15 protein-coding genes are annotated in these 14,358 nt (G+C 64.5%); 8 read left to right on the top strand and 7 right to left on the bottom strand.

Annotation, left to right across the window (positions count from 1 at the left end):
- Positions 1 to 31: 31 nt before the first annotated feature.
- Positions 32 to 544: a VOC family protein gene (locus tag DBZ45_RS03855; RefSeq protein WP_111902641.1), complete on the bottom strand. Its 513-nt coding sequence runs from the start codon at positions 542 to 544 to the stop codon at positions 32 to 34.
- 65 nt (positions 545 to 609) lie between these two features.
- Between DBZ45_RS03855 and DBZ45_RS03850 the strand changes: the two genes are divergently transcribed.
- On the top strand, positions 610 to 1,398 hold the full coding sequence (locus DBZ45_RS03850) for a helix-turn-helix transcriptional regulator (protein WP_111902640.1): 789 nt from the start codon (positions 610 to 612) through the stop codon (positions 1,396 to 1,398).
- Here the strand turns inward: DBZ45_RS03850 and DBZ45_RS03845 are convergent.
- Positions 1,387 to 2,583: a type II toxin-antitoxin system HipA family toxin gene (locus DBZ45_RS03845; RefSeq protein WP_111902639.1), complete on the bottom strand. Its 1,197-nt coding sequence runs from the start codon at positions 2,581 to 2,583 to the stop codon at positions 1,387 to 1,389. The genes DBZ45_RS03850 and DBZ45_RS03845 overlap by 12 nt on opposite strands.
- Positions 2,583 to 2,771: a helix-turn-helix transcriptional regulator gene (locus tag DBZ45_RS03840; RefSeq protein ID WP_111902678.1), complete on the bottom strand. Its 189-nt coding sequence runs from the start codon at positions 2,769 to 2,771 to the stop codon at positions 2,583 to 2,585. The genes DBZ45_RS03845 and DBZ45_RS03840 overlap by 1 nt, the downstream gene beginning before the upstream one ends.
- Before the next feature lie 297 nt (positions 2,772 to 3,068).
- Here DBZ45_RS03840 and DBZ45_RS03835 point away from each other — a divergent pair, with 297 nt between their 5' ends.
- The 5 genes from DBZ45_RS03835 to DBZ45_RS03815 are packed head-to-tail and all read left to right on the top strand — an operon-like array spanning position 3,069 to position 8,842.
- On the top strand, positions 3,069 to 4,505 hold the full coding sequence (locus DBZ45_RS03835) for a GH32 C-terminal domain-containing protein (protein ID WP_111902638.1): 1,437 nt from the start codon (positions 3,069 to 3,071) through the stop codon (positions 4,503 to 4,505).
- Between the two features lie 48 nt (positions 4,506 to 4,553).
- Entirely contained in the window at positions 4,554 to 5,888 is a 1,335-nt protein-coding gene (locus tag DBZ45_RS03830; protein WP_111902637.1) for an ABC transporter substrate-binding protein, read from the top strand.
- Positions 5,889 to 5,937: 49 nt separating this feature from the next.
- Positions 5,938 to 6,819 (top strand): carbohydrate ABC transporter permease, encoded by an 882-nt coding sequence (locus tag DBZ45_RS03825; RefSeq protein ID WP_111902636.1) that lies wholly within the window; start codon positions 5,938 to 5,940, stop codon positions 6,817 to 6,819.
- Complete coding sequence (locus DBZ45_RS03820; protein ID WP_111902635.1) at positions 6,816 to 7,721, top strand: carbohydrate ABC transporter permease; 906 nt, start codon at positions 6,816 to 6,818, stop codon at positions 7,719 to 7,721. The genes DBZ45_RS03825 and DBZ45_RS03820 overlap by 4 nt, the downstream gene beginning before the upstream one ends.
- 38 nt (positions 7,722 to 7,759) lie before the next feature.
- Complete coding sequence (locus DBZ45_RS03815) at positions 7,760 to 8,842, top strand: LacI family DNA-binding transcriptional regulator (RefSeq protein ID WP_111902634.1); 1,083 nt, start codon at positions 7,760 to 7,762, stop codon at positions 8,840 to 8,842.
- Between the two features lie 59 nt (positions 8,843 to 8,901).
- Here DBZ45_RS03815 and DBZ45_RS03810 read toward each other — a convergent pair whose 3' ends face one another.
- Together DBZ45_RS03810 and DBZ45_RS03805 are read right to left on the bottom strand one after the other, a co-directional pair.
- Positions 8,902 to 9,753, bottom strand: a complete 852-nt coding sequence (locus DBZ45_RS03810; protein WP_369073513.1) for a hypothetical protein — start codon at positions 9,751 to 9,753, stop codon at positions 8,902 to 8,904.
- Positions 9,754 to 10,117: 364 nt separating this feature from the next.
- Positions 10,118 to 10,972, bottom strand: a complete 855-nt coding sequence (locus tag DBZ45_RS03805; RefSeq protein ID WP_223256913.1) for a hypothetical protein — start codon at positions 10,970 to 10,972, stop codon at positions 10,118 to 10,120.
- Positions 10,973 to 11,454: 482 nt separating this feature from the next.
- Here DBZ45_RS03805 and DBZ45_RS03800 point away from each other — a divergent pair, with 482 nt between their 5' ends.
- Complete coding sequence (locus DBZ45_RS03800) at positions 11,455 to 12,096, top strand: hypothetical protein (RefSeq protein ID WP_111902631.1); 642 nt, start codon at positions 11,455 to 11,457, stop codon at positions 12,094 to 12,096.
- 26 nt (positions 12,097 to 12,122) lie between these two features.
- On the opposite strand, the gene DBZ45_RS23125 is transcribed toward DBZ45_RS03800, so the two are convergent.
- Together DBZ45_RS23125 and DBZ45_RS23120 are read right to left on the bottom strand one after the other, a co-directional pair.
- Positions 12,123 to 12,620, bottom strand: a complete 498-nt coding sequence (locus DBZ45_RS23125) for a hypothetical protein (RefSeq protein ID WP_223256906.1) — start codon at positions 12,618 to 12,620, stop codon at positions 12,123 to 12,125.
- A gap of 11 nt (positions 12,621 to 12,631) precedes the next feature.
- The gene (locus tag DBZ45_RS23120) at positions 12,632 to 13,039 is read right to left on the bottom strand and encodes an MFS transporter (RefSeq protein WP_223256905.1); all 408 of its coding nucleotides are present in this window, start codon (positions 13,037 to 13,039) and stop codon (positions 12,632 to 12,634) included.
- 218 nt (positions 13,040 to 13,257) lie between these two features.
- On the opposite strand from DBZ45_RS23120, the gene DBZ45_RS03790 reads away from it, so the two are divergent.
- Entirely contained in the window at positions 13,258 to 14,142 is an 885-nt protein-coding gene (locus DBZ45_RS03790; protein WP_317616942.1) for a helix-turn-helix transcriptional regulator, read from the top strand.
- The last annotated feature ends 216 nt before the right edge of the window (positions 14,143 to 14,358 follow it).

Raw genomic sequence — 14,358 nt, 5'->3', positions numbered from 1 at the left:
CGCCAGCCCGGATGCGGGTCGCCGGCGCCGTTTAGCCCTGCTGCGCCGCCCACTCCTCAACCCGGCGGTTGCTTTCCTCTTCGGAGAGGTCTTCCACGCGGGTCATGATGGTCCAGCGGACGCCGAAGGGGTCGCGGATGCTGGCGTACCGGTCGCCGGAGACAAACGTGGCCAGCGGCTCACGGATCGTGGCTCCGGCCTGCGCCGCCCGCTGCACCAGGGCATCGGCGTCCCGGCAGTAGAGGCCTAGGGAGTAGCAGTCATTTTCGCCCTCCGGCGCCGGAACCAGGTGGTATTCGGGGTTGGGTTCGCCGAGCTGGAGGTGGCCGTTCCCAAAGTCGAGTTCCGCGTGGACCACTACTCCGCCCATCTCCGTGGCGCCGACCACGCGGGCGCCGAACACGTCCTGGTAGAAGGCAATCGCTTCCCTGGCGTTGGTCACGGCAAGGAACGGCGTGAGGCTCGTCAGGCCGTTCGGGATTCCGTGCGTGGTGTGCTCTCCGTGGGCAGCCGTGGTGGATTCGGTGCTTGTAGTATCTGTCATGTCTATGACGCTACGTGCCGGGGCAGCGGCGGCGCTTGGAGATTCGCGACAGTCTGAAGGGACCAATGGAGAGTTCGTTCAAGGGCGTCCTTTACCCGGCCCGGCTTCCCAGTTTCCACCGCCTTCCGGCGCCCGCCCCCGTGGCGGACCTGGTCCAGTGGTTCTGGATTCCCGAGTGGGACATCGAGCCCGGCCGCATCTCGCGCCAGCAGCTGATCGCGTACCCCGGCTCCAATCTCGTGGTGCAGCCTGATGGCGTGGTCTTCTCCGGCCCGACTACCCGGGCGGCCCATAGGGACCTGGCTGGGCGGGGCTGGGCGGTTGGTGCCCTGCTGCGGCCGGCGGCCGTGCCGCTGTTCACCGATGATCCCGCCAGCCTGCGGGACATGGAACTAACGGTGGCTGCGGAAGGACTGCATCTTTCCGTTGCGGAGGTCATGAACACGCACGACGGCGATGCCCGCCGGGAGCGGGCAGTGGATGCCTTGGTGCGGTGGCTGGATAGCTTGGCAGGGCCTGCGGTGTCCGAGGAGGCGCTGCTGGCCAACCGGCTGATGGACGTCATTGGTTCGGACGCCTCCCTGGTCCGGGTGGAGGATGCGGCATCTGCGCTGGCGGTGTCGCAGCGGACCCTGCAGCGCGTGGCCAGGAAGTACATCGGCCTCAGCCCTGCCGCGCTGATCCGCCGTCGGCGTCTTCAGGACGCTGCCGAGCGGACGCGGCTGGATGCTTCAGCGGATCTGGCAGCGATAGCTGCCGAGCTTGGGTACGCCGATCACGCCCACCTGACGAATGACTTTCAGAAGTACCTTGGGTTCACCCCCAGTGCCTACAGGCGGGGATTAAACGGATAGCTCCGCCCGGCGGTACCGCAACTCCTTGACGGCCCTGTTCAGTGGGGACCCGTGGAACAGCAGCGCCTCGAGATCGGTTGCGGCTGCCGCCTTCAGGGCGGCCGCATTGGCGGATGCGGCAGCCCTGGGCGGCAGGCCTATCTCAGCTGCAAACTCGGCCCAGTGCCGCGCCTTCAGATTTTTCGATTTGCCGGCCACTGGCAGCGCCGTGGTGATGTCGCCGTAGATGAGTGTGCAGGGAACGTCATAAACCGGCGCGATGACGTATCCGCCGCCGTGCCGGCCGCCCAGGACGGAAACGTTCTTGGCGTGCAGGTCGCCGTTGCCGGTCAGCCAGGCGAAAACAAACTGCAGGTACAGGTTCCGGGCCGCCACTGCCGGCGCCTTGCATACCCGGGACAAGGCTGAAACGACCTCTTCCGCGGCCACGTTGTACTTCGATGCAGGAGGCACTCCCAACACCTGCGCCCCGTCCTCCGCCGGCAGGTGCCTCCACTGCCCGCCGTCACCGACCCGGTCGAAGCGTGTGACCAGAAGGCCGGGCAACCCGTTCTTGTCATGGACAACCCTGGCGGTGGCGACGGGGATTTTCAGCACCCTGGCTGCAGCCAGATGAACCGCCTCGTTCTGGATAAGGCTGGCGTGGGTGGGCGGGTTCATCTTCAGGATGTACCGGCCGCTGCCCAAAGCCAGCGGCGCTGACAGCATGGAGGCGCTGACTTTGGGCTGAACGCCGGGCAGTCCGTGCAGGTCGAGCGCCTCGGCGAGGACGGAGAAGTCCAGCGCTGCCGGATCTGTTGTATCCGCCAGGGGCTCCGGCTCGGCTGGCGGTTCGCCTGCCGGGACGATCTGCACGTCGCCCGGCACATCGGATCCGACCGCCAATACCAGCGTCAACTCGTCGTCGAGGCTGGTCTTGGCAGCGTTCTTCAGCATGGTCAGCCGGTGACCTTCGGGCAGCAGTCCCGCGAAGAACGCGGGCAGGCCGCCTCCGTGGGTGACAATAGGCGCCTCAGCCAGCGGCAGTGTGGTGGCAATGCCGGGCAGCCCTGCCTTCAAGTAAGCCGGAAGGTAGGTGAATTCAGTGCCGCCGTTCTCGGTCCTGGCCAGTCGCCCGGCCAGCTCTCCTTGCTTGTATACGTCGGCGGTTGGAAGGAAGCGCAGCCGCTGCAGGTCACCGGCCATCAGGCGGCCGCCACGCGCAGCCCGAGGACGTTCGCTACAGAGACGACGGCTGCCAGCGTGGGGTTGCCGGTGCCTGTCTCGATGGCCCGGACAGTGCGCTCGGAGACTCCCGCCAGATCGGCCAGGTCACTCTGCTTAAGCCCTGCTTCCCTGCGCGCCAAACGAACGGACAGTCCGATGCCCTGCACGTCGCCTTCCGCCACTCTTCCCCCACTTTCATCGGCACGATATTGCCGTTTCTGGCTCTTCTTAGCCTCAGTCTTCCCCATTTCACACGTTTCGGCAATATATTGCCGCTTTCGACCCGGGCTGGTTCTCTGGGCATCGGTGACAAACGGATCGGCAGGATGTTGCCGTTCGCGACTTACTCTTGGCCCGGTTGCCAGAGGCAAGAATCAAGTTTTGCTAAAACGCTTGACCAGCGGCGCGCCTGCCCTTAGTTTTACTGGTGATCAAACGCTTTAGCAGAATGGACATCAACGCAGATGAAACCCGCAGTCTTCTTCCAGCCCTCCGACGGATGGGTGGGCGACCTCATTCCCTACGAAAAGGACGGGGAGTTCTGGCTCTTCTACCTCCACGAAGTCCGCGAACACCCGAAGCCCGGCACCTCATGGAACCTCGTCACCACCAAGGACCTCACACAGTTTGAGAACCACGGCGTCGCGCTGCAGCACGGCAGCGAAACCGACCTGGACTTCAATGCCTATACAGGCAGCATCGTCGTCGACGGGGCCGGCACCCACCACCTGTTCTACACCGGCCACAATCCGCGCAACCTCGGAGCCGACGGCGCTCCGCTCCAGCTCGTTATGCACGCCACGAGCACGGACGGCATGCAAACGTGGACGAAGCATCCGGAACTCACCTTCGGTGCGCCGGAAGGCTATGAACCCGGCGACTGGCGTGATCCCTTCGTCTTCTATGACGAGACCACCGCCCAGTGGAGGATGCTTTTGGCGGCACGGCATTCCGCCGGTCCCGAGCGCCGCCGCGGCGTCATCGCCCAGTGCGTGTCCCGCGACCTGATGACCTGGCAGCACTCCGAGCCGTTCTGGGCTCCGCGGCGCTACATCACCCATGAATGCCCCGACGTCTTCGCCTGGGGCGGCTGGTGGTACATGGTCTACTCCGAGTTCTCCGAATCCTTCACCACCCGCTACCGGATGGCCAAGAGCCCGGACGGCCCCTGGACCGTGCCGCACCTGGACAGCATCGACGGCCGCGCCTTCTACGCGTCCAAGAGCGCAGCGCGGGACGGCCGCCGCTTCTTCTTCGGCTGGATCGCCAGCAAGGAAGGAAATTCCGACGACGGCCCCTGGCAGTGGGCGGGCACCATGTCCGTCCTGGAGGCGCGGCAGAACCCGGACGGTACCCTGGCGTTCGGCTTCGCCGACGAGCTCGTGGACAGCTTCTGGGACGAGGTCCCGGTATCACTGACAAACGAACTGCCGGCGCGCCTGAATGTGCCGGACGGATATGCGGCCCTGGTTTCCGCGCAGGACCTGCCCGGGCAGTTCTACGCAAAGGCGGTGCTGGACATCGGCCCCAACACCACCGAATGCGGGCTGCTGCTCCGCTCCAGCGCCGACGGCGATCGGTCCTACGCCGTCCGTCTGGAACCGAAACGTGGGCGCATAGTGTTCGACCGGTGGCCCCGCAGGATCACCGGCGACGCGCAGTGGCAGGTCTCCGGGGATGTTCCCTTCGGGATCGAGCTGGAACGCCACTGCACCCTCAACCCTGGGGAGCACACCCTGGAGGTGATTGTCGACGGCGATCTCTGCGTCGCCGTCGTCGACGGGCAGGTGTCCCTCAGCACCCGAATCTATGACCTGCCGGAGGGCCGGATCGGTGTCTTCGCCGGCGAGGGTTCCGTCACCGTCTCCGAACTTGAGATCCGCCAGCGCACCGACAACTGAATAAGCCAGACACCGTCGTCGTCCGTTCCAATCAGGAAGATAGCCGCAATGAAAAAACTGTTCCGAACCGCTGCCGTGGCAGCTGTCACCGCCCTGGCCCTGGCCGGCTGCGGCGGGGGAGGGGTTAGCAGCCCCTCCAACGTCACCCCCACCGGAGAAATCAAGGCCCGTGAAATCTCATGGCTGCTGTCCCGTCCGGCCGATGGTGCCGTCATCAACATCATGAAGAAGCTTGCCGAGGACTACGCCAAGGACCATCCCGGCTTCTCCCTCAACCTGATCACCACACCGGACAGGCCCTCCTACATCCAGAAGCTCGAAACCCTCGCCGCCGCGAACAAGCTTCCCGAGCTCTTTGACACCGACGCCACCCCTTTCGCCCAACAGCTGGCCAAGCAGGGCAAGATGGTCGACGCCGAAAAACTCCTGAAGACCCTCAACGTCTACGACAACTACCGGCCCGCCGCCCTGGATTACCAGCGCTTCGACGACCGCTCGCTCTACATGATCCCGTTCCAGTTCGAGCTCGAATTCTTCTGGTACAACAAGGCACTGCTGCAGAAGGCAGGGGTTGCCGCCCCGAAGTCCCTGGACGACATTCCCGCCATGTGTACGTCCCTGCGCAAGGCCGGCATCACGCCGATCGCCATCGACGGGCAGGACCAGTGGCCGCTGGAACGCTACGTCGCCTATCAGCCCTTCCGCGAGGCCGGCCCGGACTTCATTCAAAAGCTGAAGAAGGGCGAGGCCAAGTTCTCCGACCCGGCAGGCCAGAAGTCGGTTGAATGGCTGGCTGCCCTGGGCAAGGCCAAATGCTTCCAGGACGGCTTCTCCTCCCAGGGCTATTCCGATGCGCAGAACCAGTTCACCTCCGGCAAGGCAGCCATGTACAACATCGGCACCTGGGAACTGCCCAGCCTGGCCACGGACAAGCTGAACCCGGCAGTGCGCGGGGACATCGACTTCATCACGCTTCCGACGACGGAAGGCTCGGCCACCGCCGCCAACGAGTTCGTCTCCCCCTCCGGCATCGGCATGGCGGTGAACGCCAAGACGTACGACCCGCTCGTGAGTGACTTCCTCAAGTTCGCACTGGGGAAGTACCCCGCCGAATACGCGGCAACCGGAGCCCTCTCGCCGACGACTGACGTCAAGACGGCGATCCCCGCCAACGCCACCCCGCTGTACAAGAAGGCGGTCGAGAAGGCAGAGGATCTGGGGGACCAGCAGGCCATGCCGTGGGACACCCAGCTGGACCCGACCACCAACGGCCGGCTGCAGCAGGAGCTCGTGCTCCTGGTCCAGGGCAACATCACCCCCGAGCAGTTCACCAACACGATGGACAGCACCGTCGCGCAGAACGCACCGAAGTTCTTCAAATAACCCCTAAGCGGCGGGGGAGCCCAGCGTCCCCCGCCCGAAAGGCCCCGCCATGCTCCCCAACCGGTCCCGGCTCTCAGTCCTGGTCTTCCTGCTCCCGCCGCTGCTCCTCTACGGTGCAGCCGTGCTGTTCCCCATCCTCCAGTCCCTGTTCCTGAGCTTCTTCTCCTGGAACGGCATCAGCGACATGGAATTCGTGGGACTGGCCAACTACATCCGGATGTTCACCGCCGACGACGTCTTCTGGCGCTCGTTCTTCAATGCCCTCGGATACCTCACCATCTGCCTGGTCCTGCAGTTGGGCGGCGCCCTTGTCGTGGCCAGCCTGCTGACCTCGCTGCGGCGCGGCCGCGAACTCATCAAAACCCTCTACCTGCTGCCGGCCGTCATCTCCACGGTTGCCATCGCGTTCCTGTTCGTGCGCATCTACTCCATCGACCCCGTGGGGCTGCTCAACCAGCTCCTGGACTGGATCGGTCTCGGCAGCCTGGAACGCGCATGGCTCTCCGACGTCAACACGGTCCTTGCGGCTGTCTCCGCGCCCGAAGGATGGCGGTTCACCGGGCTGTACATGCTGATCATCTACGCGGCGCTGATCTCCGTCCCGAAGGAACTGGAGGAGGCTGCCGTCCTCGACGGGGCCTCCCGCTGGACCCTGTTCACCAAGATCCGCTTCCCGCACATCCGCCCGGTGTGGATCACCACCACGATCATGGCCACCACCTACGGGCTCCGCGGCTTCGACATCCCCTACCTCATGACCAACGGCGGCCCCGGCCAGTCCTCGGAGCTCCTCACCACCTACATGTACAAGACAGCATTCACCAGCACCGACTTCGGCTACGCCAGCACCAACTCGGTGTTCATCGTGATCGAGTGCCTGGTTGCCGTCGGTCTCATCCTCTTCATGCTCAAGCGGAAGGCAGAGTCATGATCACCCAGACAGCCCCAGCCGCACCGGCCGCCCCGGCGCCGCCGGCCACGCCAACTCCGGCCGCGCGCCGACGCCGACCCGACCTGTTCCGGATCCTGTCCCGGGTGCTCATCGCACTGATCGTCGTCGTCCAGGTTTACCCGCTCGCCTGGCTTTTCCTGACAAGCCTGCGCAGTGAGCACGACTTCGCCACCGGGGACCCGTTCGCCCTGCCCAAGGCCCTCACCCTGGAGAACTACGCCCGGGCCTTCGAAACCGGCGACCTCGGAAAAAACATCCTGAACAGCTTCATCGTCACCACGGGCGCGAACGTGCTGATCGTGCTGCTGGGCATGATGGCCGCCTACGCCATCCAGGTCCTCGGCTTCCGCCTGAGCAAGCTCGTCCGCGGGCTGTTCCTGATCGGCATTATTGTCCCCGTCCAGATCGCCCTGGTGCCGCTGTTCATCGACTACTCCGCGGTGAACCTGCTCGACACGTACCAGTCGATGATCATTCCCTTGGCGGGGTTCTCCCTGCCGATGTCCGTCTACCTGTTCTCGTCATTCTTCGAATACATCCCGCGAGAAACCTACGAGGCGGCCTCCCTGGACGGGGCCGGCCCCTACCGGATCTTCGGGCTGATCACGCTGCCGCTGTCCGTGAACACCGTGGTGACGGTGGTGCTGGTCAACAGCATCTTCATCTGGAATGACTTCATCTTCGCCAACACGTTCGTCCTGTCGGAGGAGCTGAAAACCATTCCGCTGGGCCTGCAGAACTACATCGGAGCGATGGGCAAGGTGGACTGGACCGCAACGTTTGCCGCCGTCTGCGTCACCATCACCCCGCTGCTGCTGGTTTTCCTGGTCCTCAACAAGGCCATGATCCAGGGCCTGGAGAGCGGGGCGACCAAGGGATGACGGCAATGGCAGGCGGATATACTCCTGACGGAGGGCAGATGGTTTCAAAGGAGAAAAGCACGGGCAGGCTGGTGCCTTCGGCCCGTGTGCCGCGGGCACCTGAGCGCGCCCACCCCGTGACCCTCCGCGAAGTGGCTGAAGCGGCCGGAGTGTCCACCGCCACGGTATCCCTGGTGATCAACAAGAAGAAGAACGCGCGCATCGCCGAAGAGACGCGGCAGCGTGTCAACGATGCGATCCGGCGGCTCGGCTACCGCCCCAACGCCATGGCCCAGACCCTGGTCAGCGGCACCTCGAAGTTCATCGGACTCGTCGCTGATGGCGTGGCCACCACCCCGTTCGCGGGCCAGATCATCCACGGGGCGCAGGACGAGGCGTGGAAACACGGGTACGCACTGCTGATCGCCAACACCGAGGGAAACCGCGACCTCGAAAAGGACGCGATCGGCATGATGCTTGAATACAAGGTCCGCGGCATCCTGTACTCGACGTGGTTCCACCGGTCCACGGCCGTCCCGGAAACACTCCGCGAGGCTGACTTCGTCCTGGTCAACTGCTTCTCCCCGGAGCCGGGCGCGGCCCGTGCCGTGGTGCCGGATGAAGAGCAGGGCGGACGGTCCGCGACGGAAATCCTGCTCCGCGGCGGCCACCGGAGCATTGCCTTCATTAATGCCACCACCCCGGCCCCGGCCAGGGATGGACGGCTCCAGGGGTACAAGGAAGCGCTGAAGGCAGCCGGAATTCCGTTCGACCCGCACCTGGTTCTGGAAGCCTATCCGAACCAGGAAGGCGGATACGGTGCTACGGAAGAGCTGCTCAAGCGCGATGTCACCGCCGTGTACTGCTACAACGACCGCATGGCGATGGGGCTGTACGACGGTTTGCGGGAAGCCGGGCGATCCATCCCGGACGACATCGCCGTCGTCGGCTTCGACAACCAGGAAGTCATCGCCGCCCACCTCCGGCCCCCGCTGTCCACGGTGTCCCTGCCCCACTACGAGCTCGGGGCGGCCGGAGTCCGCTTGCTCCTCGGCCTGGATGAGGCACCCGGCGGCGCCGCGCTGAAGATCGCGTGCCCCACCGTTGAGCGGGCGTCCGTGGCCGTGCACTCGCCCGCCTAGGTGTCCACTGATTCCGGACCGACCTGGAGGCCCATCCGGATCTAGCCGTCGGCGAAGGGCTACGGTGCCTGACGCGTTCCTGAATCCGTGCCCGAACTCAAGCCCGACGTGCGAACGAAGTTCCAGCTGAAAGACCCGTCATCCTTGAGTGTCATCCGCAGAAACCCGTGGGTGTCGCTAAACCGCGTTTCGATGTACGAAGGATCGCTCGTGAAGGAGCGGAGGCCGATGCCTCCCGTAGACACCTGGAACGCTGTCATCCCGTCACTGACGCACCGGTCCTCGTTGTTCACCGGACATGAGCGTTCGTAGTTGTGTTGTGACCCTGACAGGGTCAGACGCACTCGGTGCTTGTACATCACGTCGATCCACGGTTTTAGCTCCGTGGAGCGCCCGTGTGCGTCGGTGTCGGACGTGAAGTACGGGTCGTGAAACACGACCGCCAGGTACTTGCCCTCCGCACTGGCGGCAGCGAGGTCGTCATCCAGCCACTTCGTCAGCGCATCAGCCTGCGCGGGGTCGTAGCGCCACTGCGCGGACGACAGGAACACGAAGTGCCAGTTGCCAAAGTCCTTCGAGTACGGATCCCCGTTCCCGATGAACCCGCGCTGCCGGTTGATCGCAGCCTTCGCCGGGGCACCCGGACATTGGCCGTTCATGAAGTTGTCGAGGTCTTCATTGCGGCCTGGCTGCCAGTCATGGTTGGGGGCGGACACCCAGTACAACTTGGGCTTGGTGCCGCCCCACAGCGGCGTCCAGTACTTCACGTAGTCAGCGCAGTGCGCGGTGTCGTACTGGAAGTCCCCGAGCCCCAGGAACGCGTCAATCTGGTTCTTCTGCACGAGCCGGGTGATCGCAGCACCGTTCCGGCCGGACGGGCTATCAGCGTCAACGTTCCTGACGCCATTCATGTCACCCACAGCAGCGATCCGAACATCGGGTGCCGGGACCCTGGGCCTGCTGGGTGACGGTGGCCGTGGGGCAGCGAAAGTCGCAGTTGGTTGCGGCACTTCCTCAGGGGTGTTCCCACCGCCGATAGCGAGGGACGCGGCCCAAAGGCCAGCAACGCCAAGGAGAACAGCAGACGTTCCAGCGATAACACGACTGCGACGCATGGGGCCGAGGGCCTCCTTCCTGGGGACGGTGCGCGCTACTCGCGGGACTTACGGCGGACTGGGCTCGGTAGCCAGATCCGGAAGGGCGCACCCATGGCCACCGCAATCCCAATCTAATTGTCAGTCCTCGTCCTTGGAATAGGCATGGAGCGCCGGCAGATTACTCCGGTGCCGGACGCGTTCCTGCGTCCGTGCCCTTGCCCGAGCCCGACGTGCGAACGAAGTTCCAGCTGAAAGACCCGTCATCCTTGAGTGTCATCCGAAGGAACCCGTGGGTTTGGTCGAACCGCTTCACGATAAACGACGGACTGCTCGTGAAGGGGCGGAGGGTTACGCCTCCCGTGGAAACCTGGAACGCTGTCATACCGTCACTGACGCACTGGTCCTCGTTGTTCACCGGACAAGAGCGTTCATAGTTGTGCTGTGACCCCGACAGGGTCAGACGGACCCGGTGCTTGTACATGACGTCGATCCATGGCTTGTGGTCATCGGCCCGCCCGTGTACGGCCGTGTCCGACGTGAAATACGGTTCGTGGTACACCACTGCAAGGTACTTGCCCGCCGCCTGGGCAGCAGTGAGGTTGTCGTCCAGCCACGTCGTCAGTGCTTCAGCGTGCTCGGGGTCGTACTGCCAGAACGCGGACGACAGGAACACGAAGTGCCAGTTCCCGAAGTCCTTCGAGTACGGATCCCCGTTCCCGATGAACCCGCGCTGCTGGTTGATCGCAGCCTTCGCAGGGGCACCGGGGCATTGGCCGTTCATGAAGTTGTCGAGGTCTTCGTTACGGCCTGGTCGCCAGTCGTGGTTGGGGGCGGACACCCAGTACAGCTTGGGCTTGGTGCCGCCCCACAGCGGCGTCCAGTACTTCAGGTAGTCAGCGCAGTGCGGGACGGCGTACTGGAAGTCCCCGAGCCCCAGGAACGCGTCAATCTGGTTCGTCTGCACGAGCCGGGTGATCGCCGCACCGTTCAGAGCGGACGGGCTATCAGCGTCAAAGTTCCTTACGCCGTTCATGTCACCCACAGCGGCGATCCGGACATCTGGCGCCGGAATCCTGGGCTTGCGTGGTGACAGTGGGGGTGGCACAACGAAGGTAGTACCAGTAGTTGGTAGCGGCACCTCCGCAGCGGTATTCCCGCCACCGATGGCGAGGGACGCGGCCCACAGGCCAGTCACGCCTAGGAGGAAGGCGGACGTTCCGGCGATAACACGATTGCGACGCATGGGGCGAGCGCCTCCTTCCCGGGGTGCGGGGTGCACTCCTGGCGGGACCGGCGGTGGACTGGGGTTAGGTAGCCAGATCCGGAGGGTGAACCTGCGGCCACCGCCGTCCCAAACGAAGTGTCAGTCCGCGTCCTTGGGATCAGCGTGGAGCACCTTGGGAATCAAAGCGCCGCCGGTCGCTCGAGTCCGGACCGTTCCACTGTTTTTCCAACCTCTTGCTTATACGATCCGATGACCCTGCGGACTCGCGGCCTACGAAGGAGACAGGCGCCATGAAAAAGACAGCACTCGGAGTACTGGCCCTGGCCGGAACTCTCGTCGTTCAACTCGCCGGCGCCGGGCCGAGCACCGCGGGGGACCGCGTTACTACGAAAACCGAGATGAGAGGCGAGGGAGTGACCGCGGAATTTGTCCGCACGGATGGATGCATCCAGACGAACGTCAGCGTGTTCGGCAGCGTCTTCACGGCCCGCGGATCGGCTCCGCCCGAGAAGGTAGGCTACGTGTCTGTCATCAAGATTAACACCTGCACAGCCGTGACACTGATAGACGGGTTCGGGGATGCGACTACGCTGAACCTTGCGCTTCCGAACGGGTTGTCTAAGGGGCGTTTGAGGATGTCCATGGAGTTCACGAACTATGCCGACGCCGAGAACCCGGTAGTTTCCCAGGTCACCGCCGACGTTTCCTTCCGGGCTACGGCTCAAGCGGTCAAGACTTCTGAGAAGTCCAAATCCCTTTCCGAGGGCGTCCGCTTTGTATCGTCAGAAAAGACCAAGGCCCGGCCCGTCTCTGCCGCCGGCACGGTCACCCTCGGCACTGAAAAAGTCCTTTCCCCGGATACTGCGTCCATCTCCGGGACGGCCGGCTCGGTGCTCAGCAAAGAGAAGACAGTAACCCGCCCCGTGAAGTAGCACTGTTGAGCGCTCCCGGCGGACGGTCACCGCGGCAGCAGGACGCGGACCTGGTTTCTGATGTCCTGGACGATGTCGTTGACCGTGCTGGCGACGTGGTTGGGGGCTGCCATGGCGAGGAACATGATCGCGGAGACGATTCGTGCCAGCGTCGCTGCCTCGCTGGGGCGAATGCGCTGGTCCTGCCGGAGCACTGAAGTGATTGCGGCCTCGGTCTGTACGGTGAGGGCAAGAGCGTCGCGGTGGTGGGGCTCCTCGGGGTCGCCGAAGACCATCTCGCGCAGGTAGGTGCGCCCGTTGTCTATTTGGATCCGGTTGCACTCCACGACGGGGCGGATGATCGCCATCACCGCTTCGAGTATGTCCGGAGTGCCCTCTGCGGCTGTTCTGCCGCGCTCGAGCGCGTCGGCGCCAGGCGACCGGCCCACGGCAACCGGGATGTTGATGAAGAATGCCCACCGCCACGACAGAAGTTCGGTGAGCAGCCCGCCGAGGATCGCGCCGGCAGTGAACCCGGCAGCCATTAGCGACCCGTTCAGGCCCAGTGCTTTGTCCGCAGCGTCCCTTCCGGGAAAGACGTTGTCAGCAGTGACAGCGCGGCCGGGGTGACGGCGGCGGTGGCGAGGCCCTGGGCGACCCGGGCGGTGAGGAGCAGCCCCGGGTCGTTGGCGAGCCCACCGATCAGGGAGCCGATGCCGAGCAGCGCCATGCCGGCGATGAAGAGCCGTTTACGGCCGAACAGGTCAGCCACCCGGCCGAAGAGCAGCGTGAAACCTGCCGCGCACAGCGCGAAGGACGTGGCGATCCATTGCAGGTGCTCCAGGGAGAACCCAACGTCAGCCCCGATCCGGGGGAGCGCGACGTTCAGGATGGAGAAGTCCACGGCGAGGGTGAAACTCGCCGTCAGCAACAGGACCATGACCAGCCGCTGCCGCGTCGTCATCCGGACAGGAATATCTTGGGCCGGCGGTTGCGCCGGGGCCGTGAATTGAGGAAGGGGTGTGGTGTCGTTGGCTGTCATTGCGGAAGGTGTCCAATCATCGTACGTGGGTGCGGGTTCCCCTCCACCCTGCCGACGGCAGGCAGGAACAGCTACGCCGTGTTGTGGGTAGCACTGGCAGTGCTACCCAGGTTCCCGATTGATCGTGAATACTCGGGGATGTGAACGAATCAGCGATGGGCGACTTCCTGCGCAAACGCCGCGCAGCCCTGACCCCGGCGGACGTGGGACTGATGGACTACGGCACCCGCCGCGTACCCGGCCTGCGCCGGGAAGAAGTGGCCATGCTCGCGGGCATGAGCGTGACCTATTACGCCAGGCTCGAACAGGGCCAGCACGTCAACGCCTCCGACGCCGTCGTCGACGCCTTGGCCCGCGCCCTTGCCATGACCGAGGTCGAACGGAAACACCTCTCCGACCTCTCCGGCGCCAAGCGCCGTGCTACCAAGACCACGCGGAGCAGTCCGGATCAGGTCCGGCCAGGAACTAAGCGCCTGGTCGATGCCATGGGTGGTGTTCCCACAGTGGTGCTGGGCAAACGCACAGAAGTCCTTGCCTGGAACCACGCCGGCCACCGCCTCGTGGCAGCCCATCTGGACTTCGACGCCCCGGACACGCCTTCCGAACGCCCGAATATGACCCGGATGCTCTTCCTGGACCAAGCCACACGCGCCCTCTACCCGCAGTGGCGCACCGAGGCCCGGCGCGCCGTGGCGTCCCTGCGGTTGTTCTCCGGGCGGTTCGCCGACGACACAGACCTTGCAGCCCTTGTCGGGGAACTGAGCCTCAAGAGTCCGGAGTTTGCAACGATGTGGGCGGAACATCCCGTCGAGAACTGCATGTCAGGGAACAAGACGCTGAACCACTCCCAGCTCGGCACCCTGGAACTGGGGTTCGAGGTCCTGACCATGCCGGACGATTCCGGCCACCGCGTCCTCACTTACACGGCCGAACCCGGAAGCGAAACAGCTGCAGCCCTTACTAGGCTGCAATGGCCGGCGCTGGCAATGGCACCCACCCGTGCCGGACTTGCTCAGGCAGGTTGAGACATAGAGATCGGAGTTTCCTCGGGAGACCACCCTATTGAGCCCCGGTGCCCCGAGAACGTTCTGTCTCTAATCGCTAGGGATTCGGGACGGGCGGATTCAAGTGGTGCCTGCAACACCGGATTTATTTGATGGGTTAGAGATTAGCTCGGCGAGGACTTCTGCGGGTGTTCGGTAGCCGTGTCGTTTGCGTGGCCGGTGGTTGAGTTCCGCGGC

This window comes from Arthrobacter globiformis (assembly GCF_003261175.1).
In the GTDB taxonomy this organism is placed as follows: domain Bacteria; phylum Actinomycetota; class Actinomycetes; order Actinomycetales; family Micrococcaceae; genus Arthrobacter; species Arthrobacter globiformis_A.
This window is presented reverse-complemented; position numbering and strand designations above follow the sequence as displayed.

Excerpts from the sequence above, each read along its gene's own strand:
- DBZ45_RS03835 (WP_111902638.1), top strand. The coding sequence starts at position 3,069 with ATGAAACCCGCAGTCTTCTTCCAGCCCTCCGACGGATGGGTGGGCGAC.
- DBZ45_RS03810 (WP_369073513.1), bottom strand. The coding sequence starts at position 9,753 with ATGAATGGCGTCAGGAACGTTGACGCTGATAGCCCGTCCGGCCGGAAC.
- DBZ45_RS03830 (WP_111902637.1), top strand. The coding sequence starts at position 4,554 with ATGAAAAAACTGTTCCGAACCGCTGCCGTGGCAGCTGTCACCGCCCTG.
- DBZ45_RS03825 (WP_111902636.1), top strand. The coding sequence starts at position 5,938 with ATGCTCCCCAACCGGTCCCGGCTCTCAGTCCTGGTCTTCCTGCTCCCG.
- DBZ45_RS03845 (WP_111902639.1), bottom strand. The coding sequence starts at position 2,583 with ATGGCCGGTGACCTGCAGCGGCTGCGCTTCCTTCCAACCGCCGACGTA.
- DBZ45_RS03850 (WP_111902640.1), top strand. The coding sequence starts at position 610 with ATGGAGAGTTCGTTCAAGGGCGTCCTTTACCCGGCCCGGCTTCCCAGT.
- DBZ45_RS03815 (WP_111902634.1), top strand. The coding sequence starts at position 7,760 with ATGGTTTCAAAGGAGAAAAGCACGGGCAGGCTGGTGCCTTCGGCCCGT.
- DBZ45_RS03855 (WP_111902641.1), bottom strand. The coding sequence starts at position 544 with ATGACAGATACTACAAGCACCGAATCCACCACGGCTGCCCACGGAGAG.
- DBZ45_RS03820 (WP_111902635.1), top strand. The coding sequence starts at position 6,816 with ATGATCACCCAGACAGCCCCAGCCGCACCGGCCGCCCCGGCGCCGCCG.
- DBZ45_RS23120 (WP_223256905.1), bottom strand. The coding sequence starts at position 13,039 with ATGACGACGCGGCAGCGGCTGGTCATGGTCCTGTTGCTGACGGCGAGT.
- DBZ45_RS03800 (WP_111902631.1), top strand. The coding sequence starts at position 11,455 with ATGAAAAAGACAGCACTCGGAGTACTGGCCCTGGCCGGAACTCTCGTC.
- DBZ45_RS23125 (WP_223256906.1), bottom strand. The coding sequence starts at position 12,620 with ATGGCTGCCGGGTTCACTGCCGGCGCGATCCTCGGCGGGCTGCTCACC.
- DBZ45_RS03805 (WP_223256913.1), bottom strand. The coding sequence starts at position 10,972 with ATGAACGGCGTAAGGAACTTTGACGCTGATAGCCCGTCCGCTCTGAAC.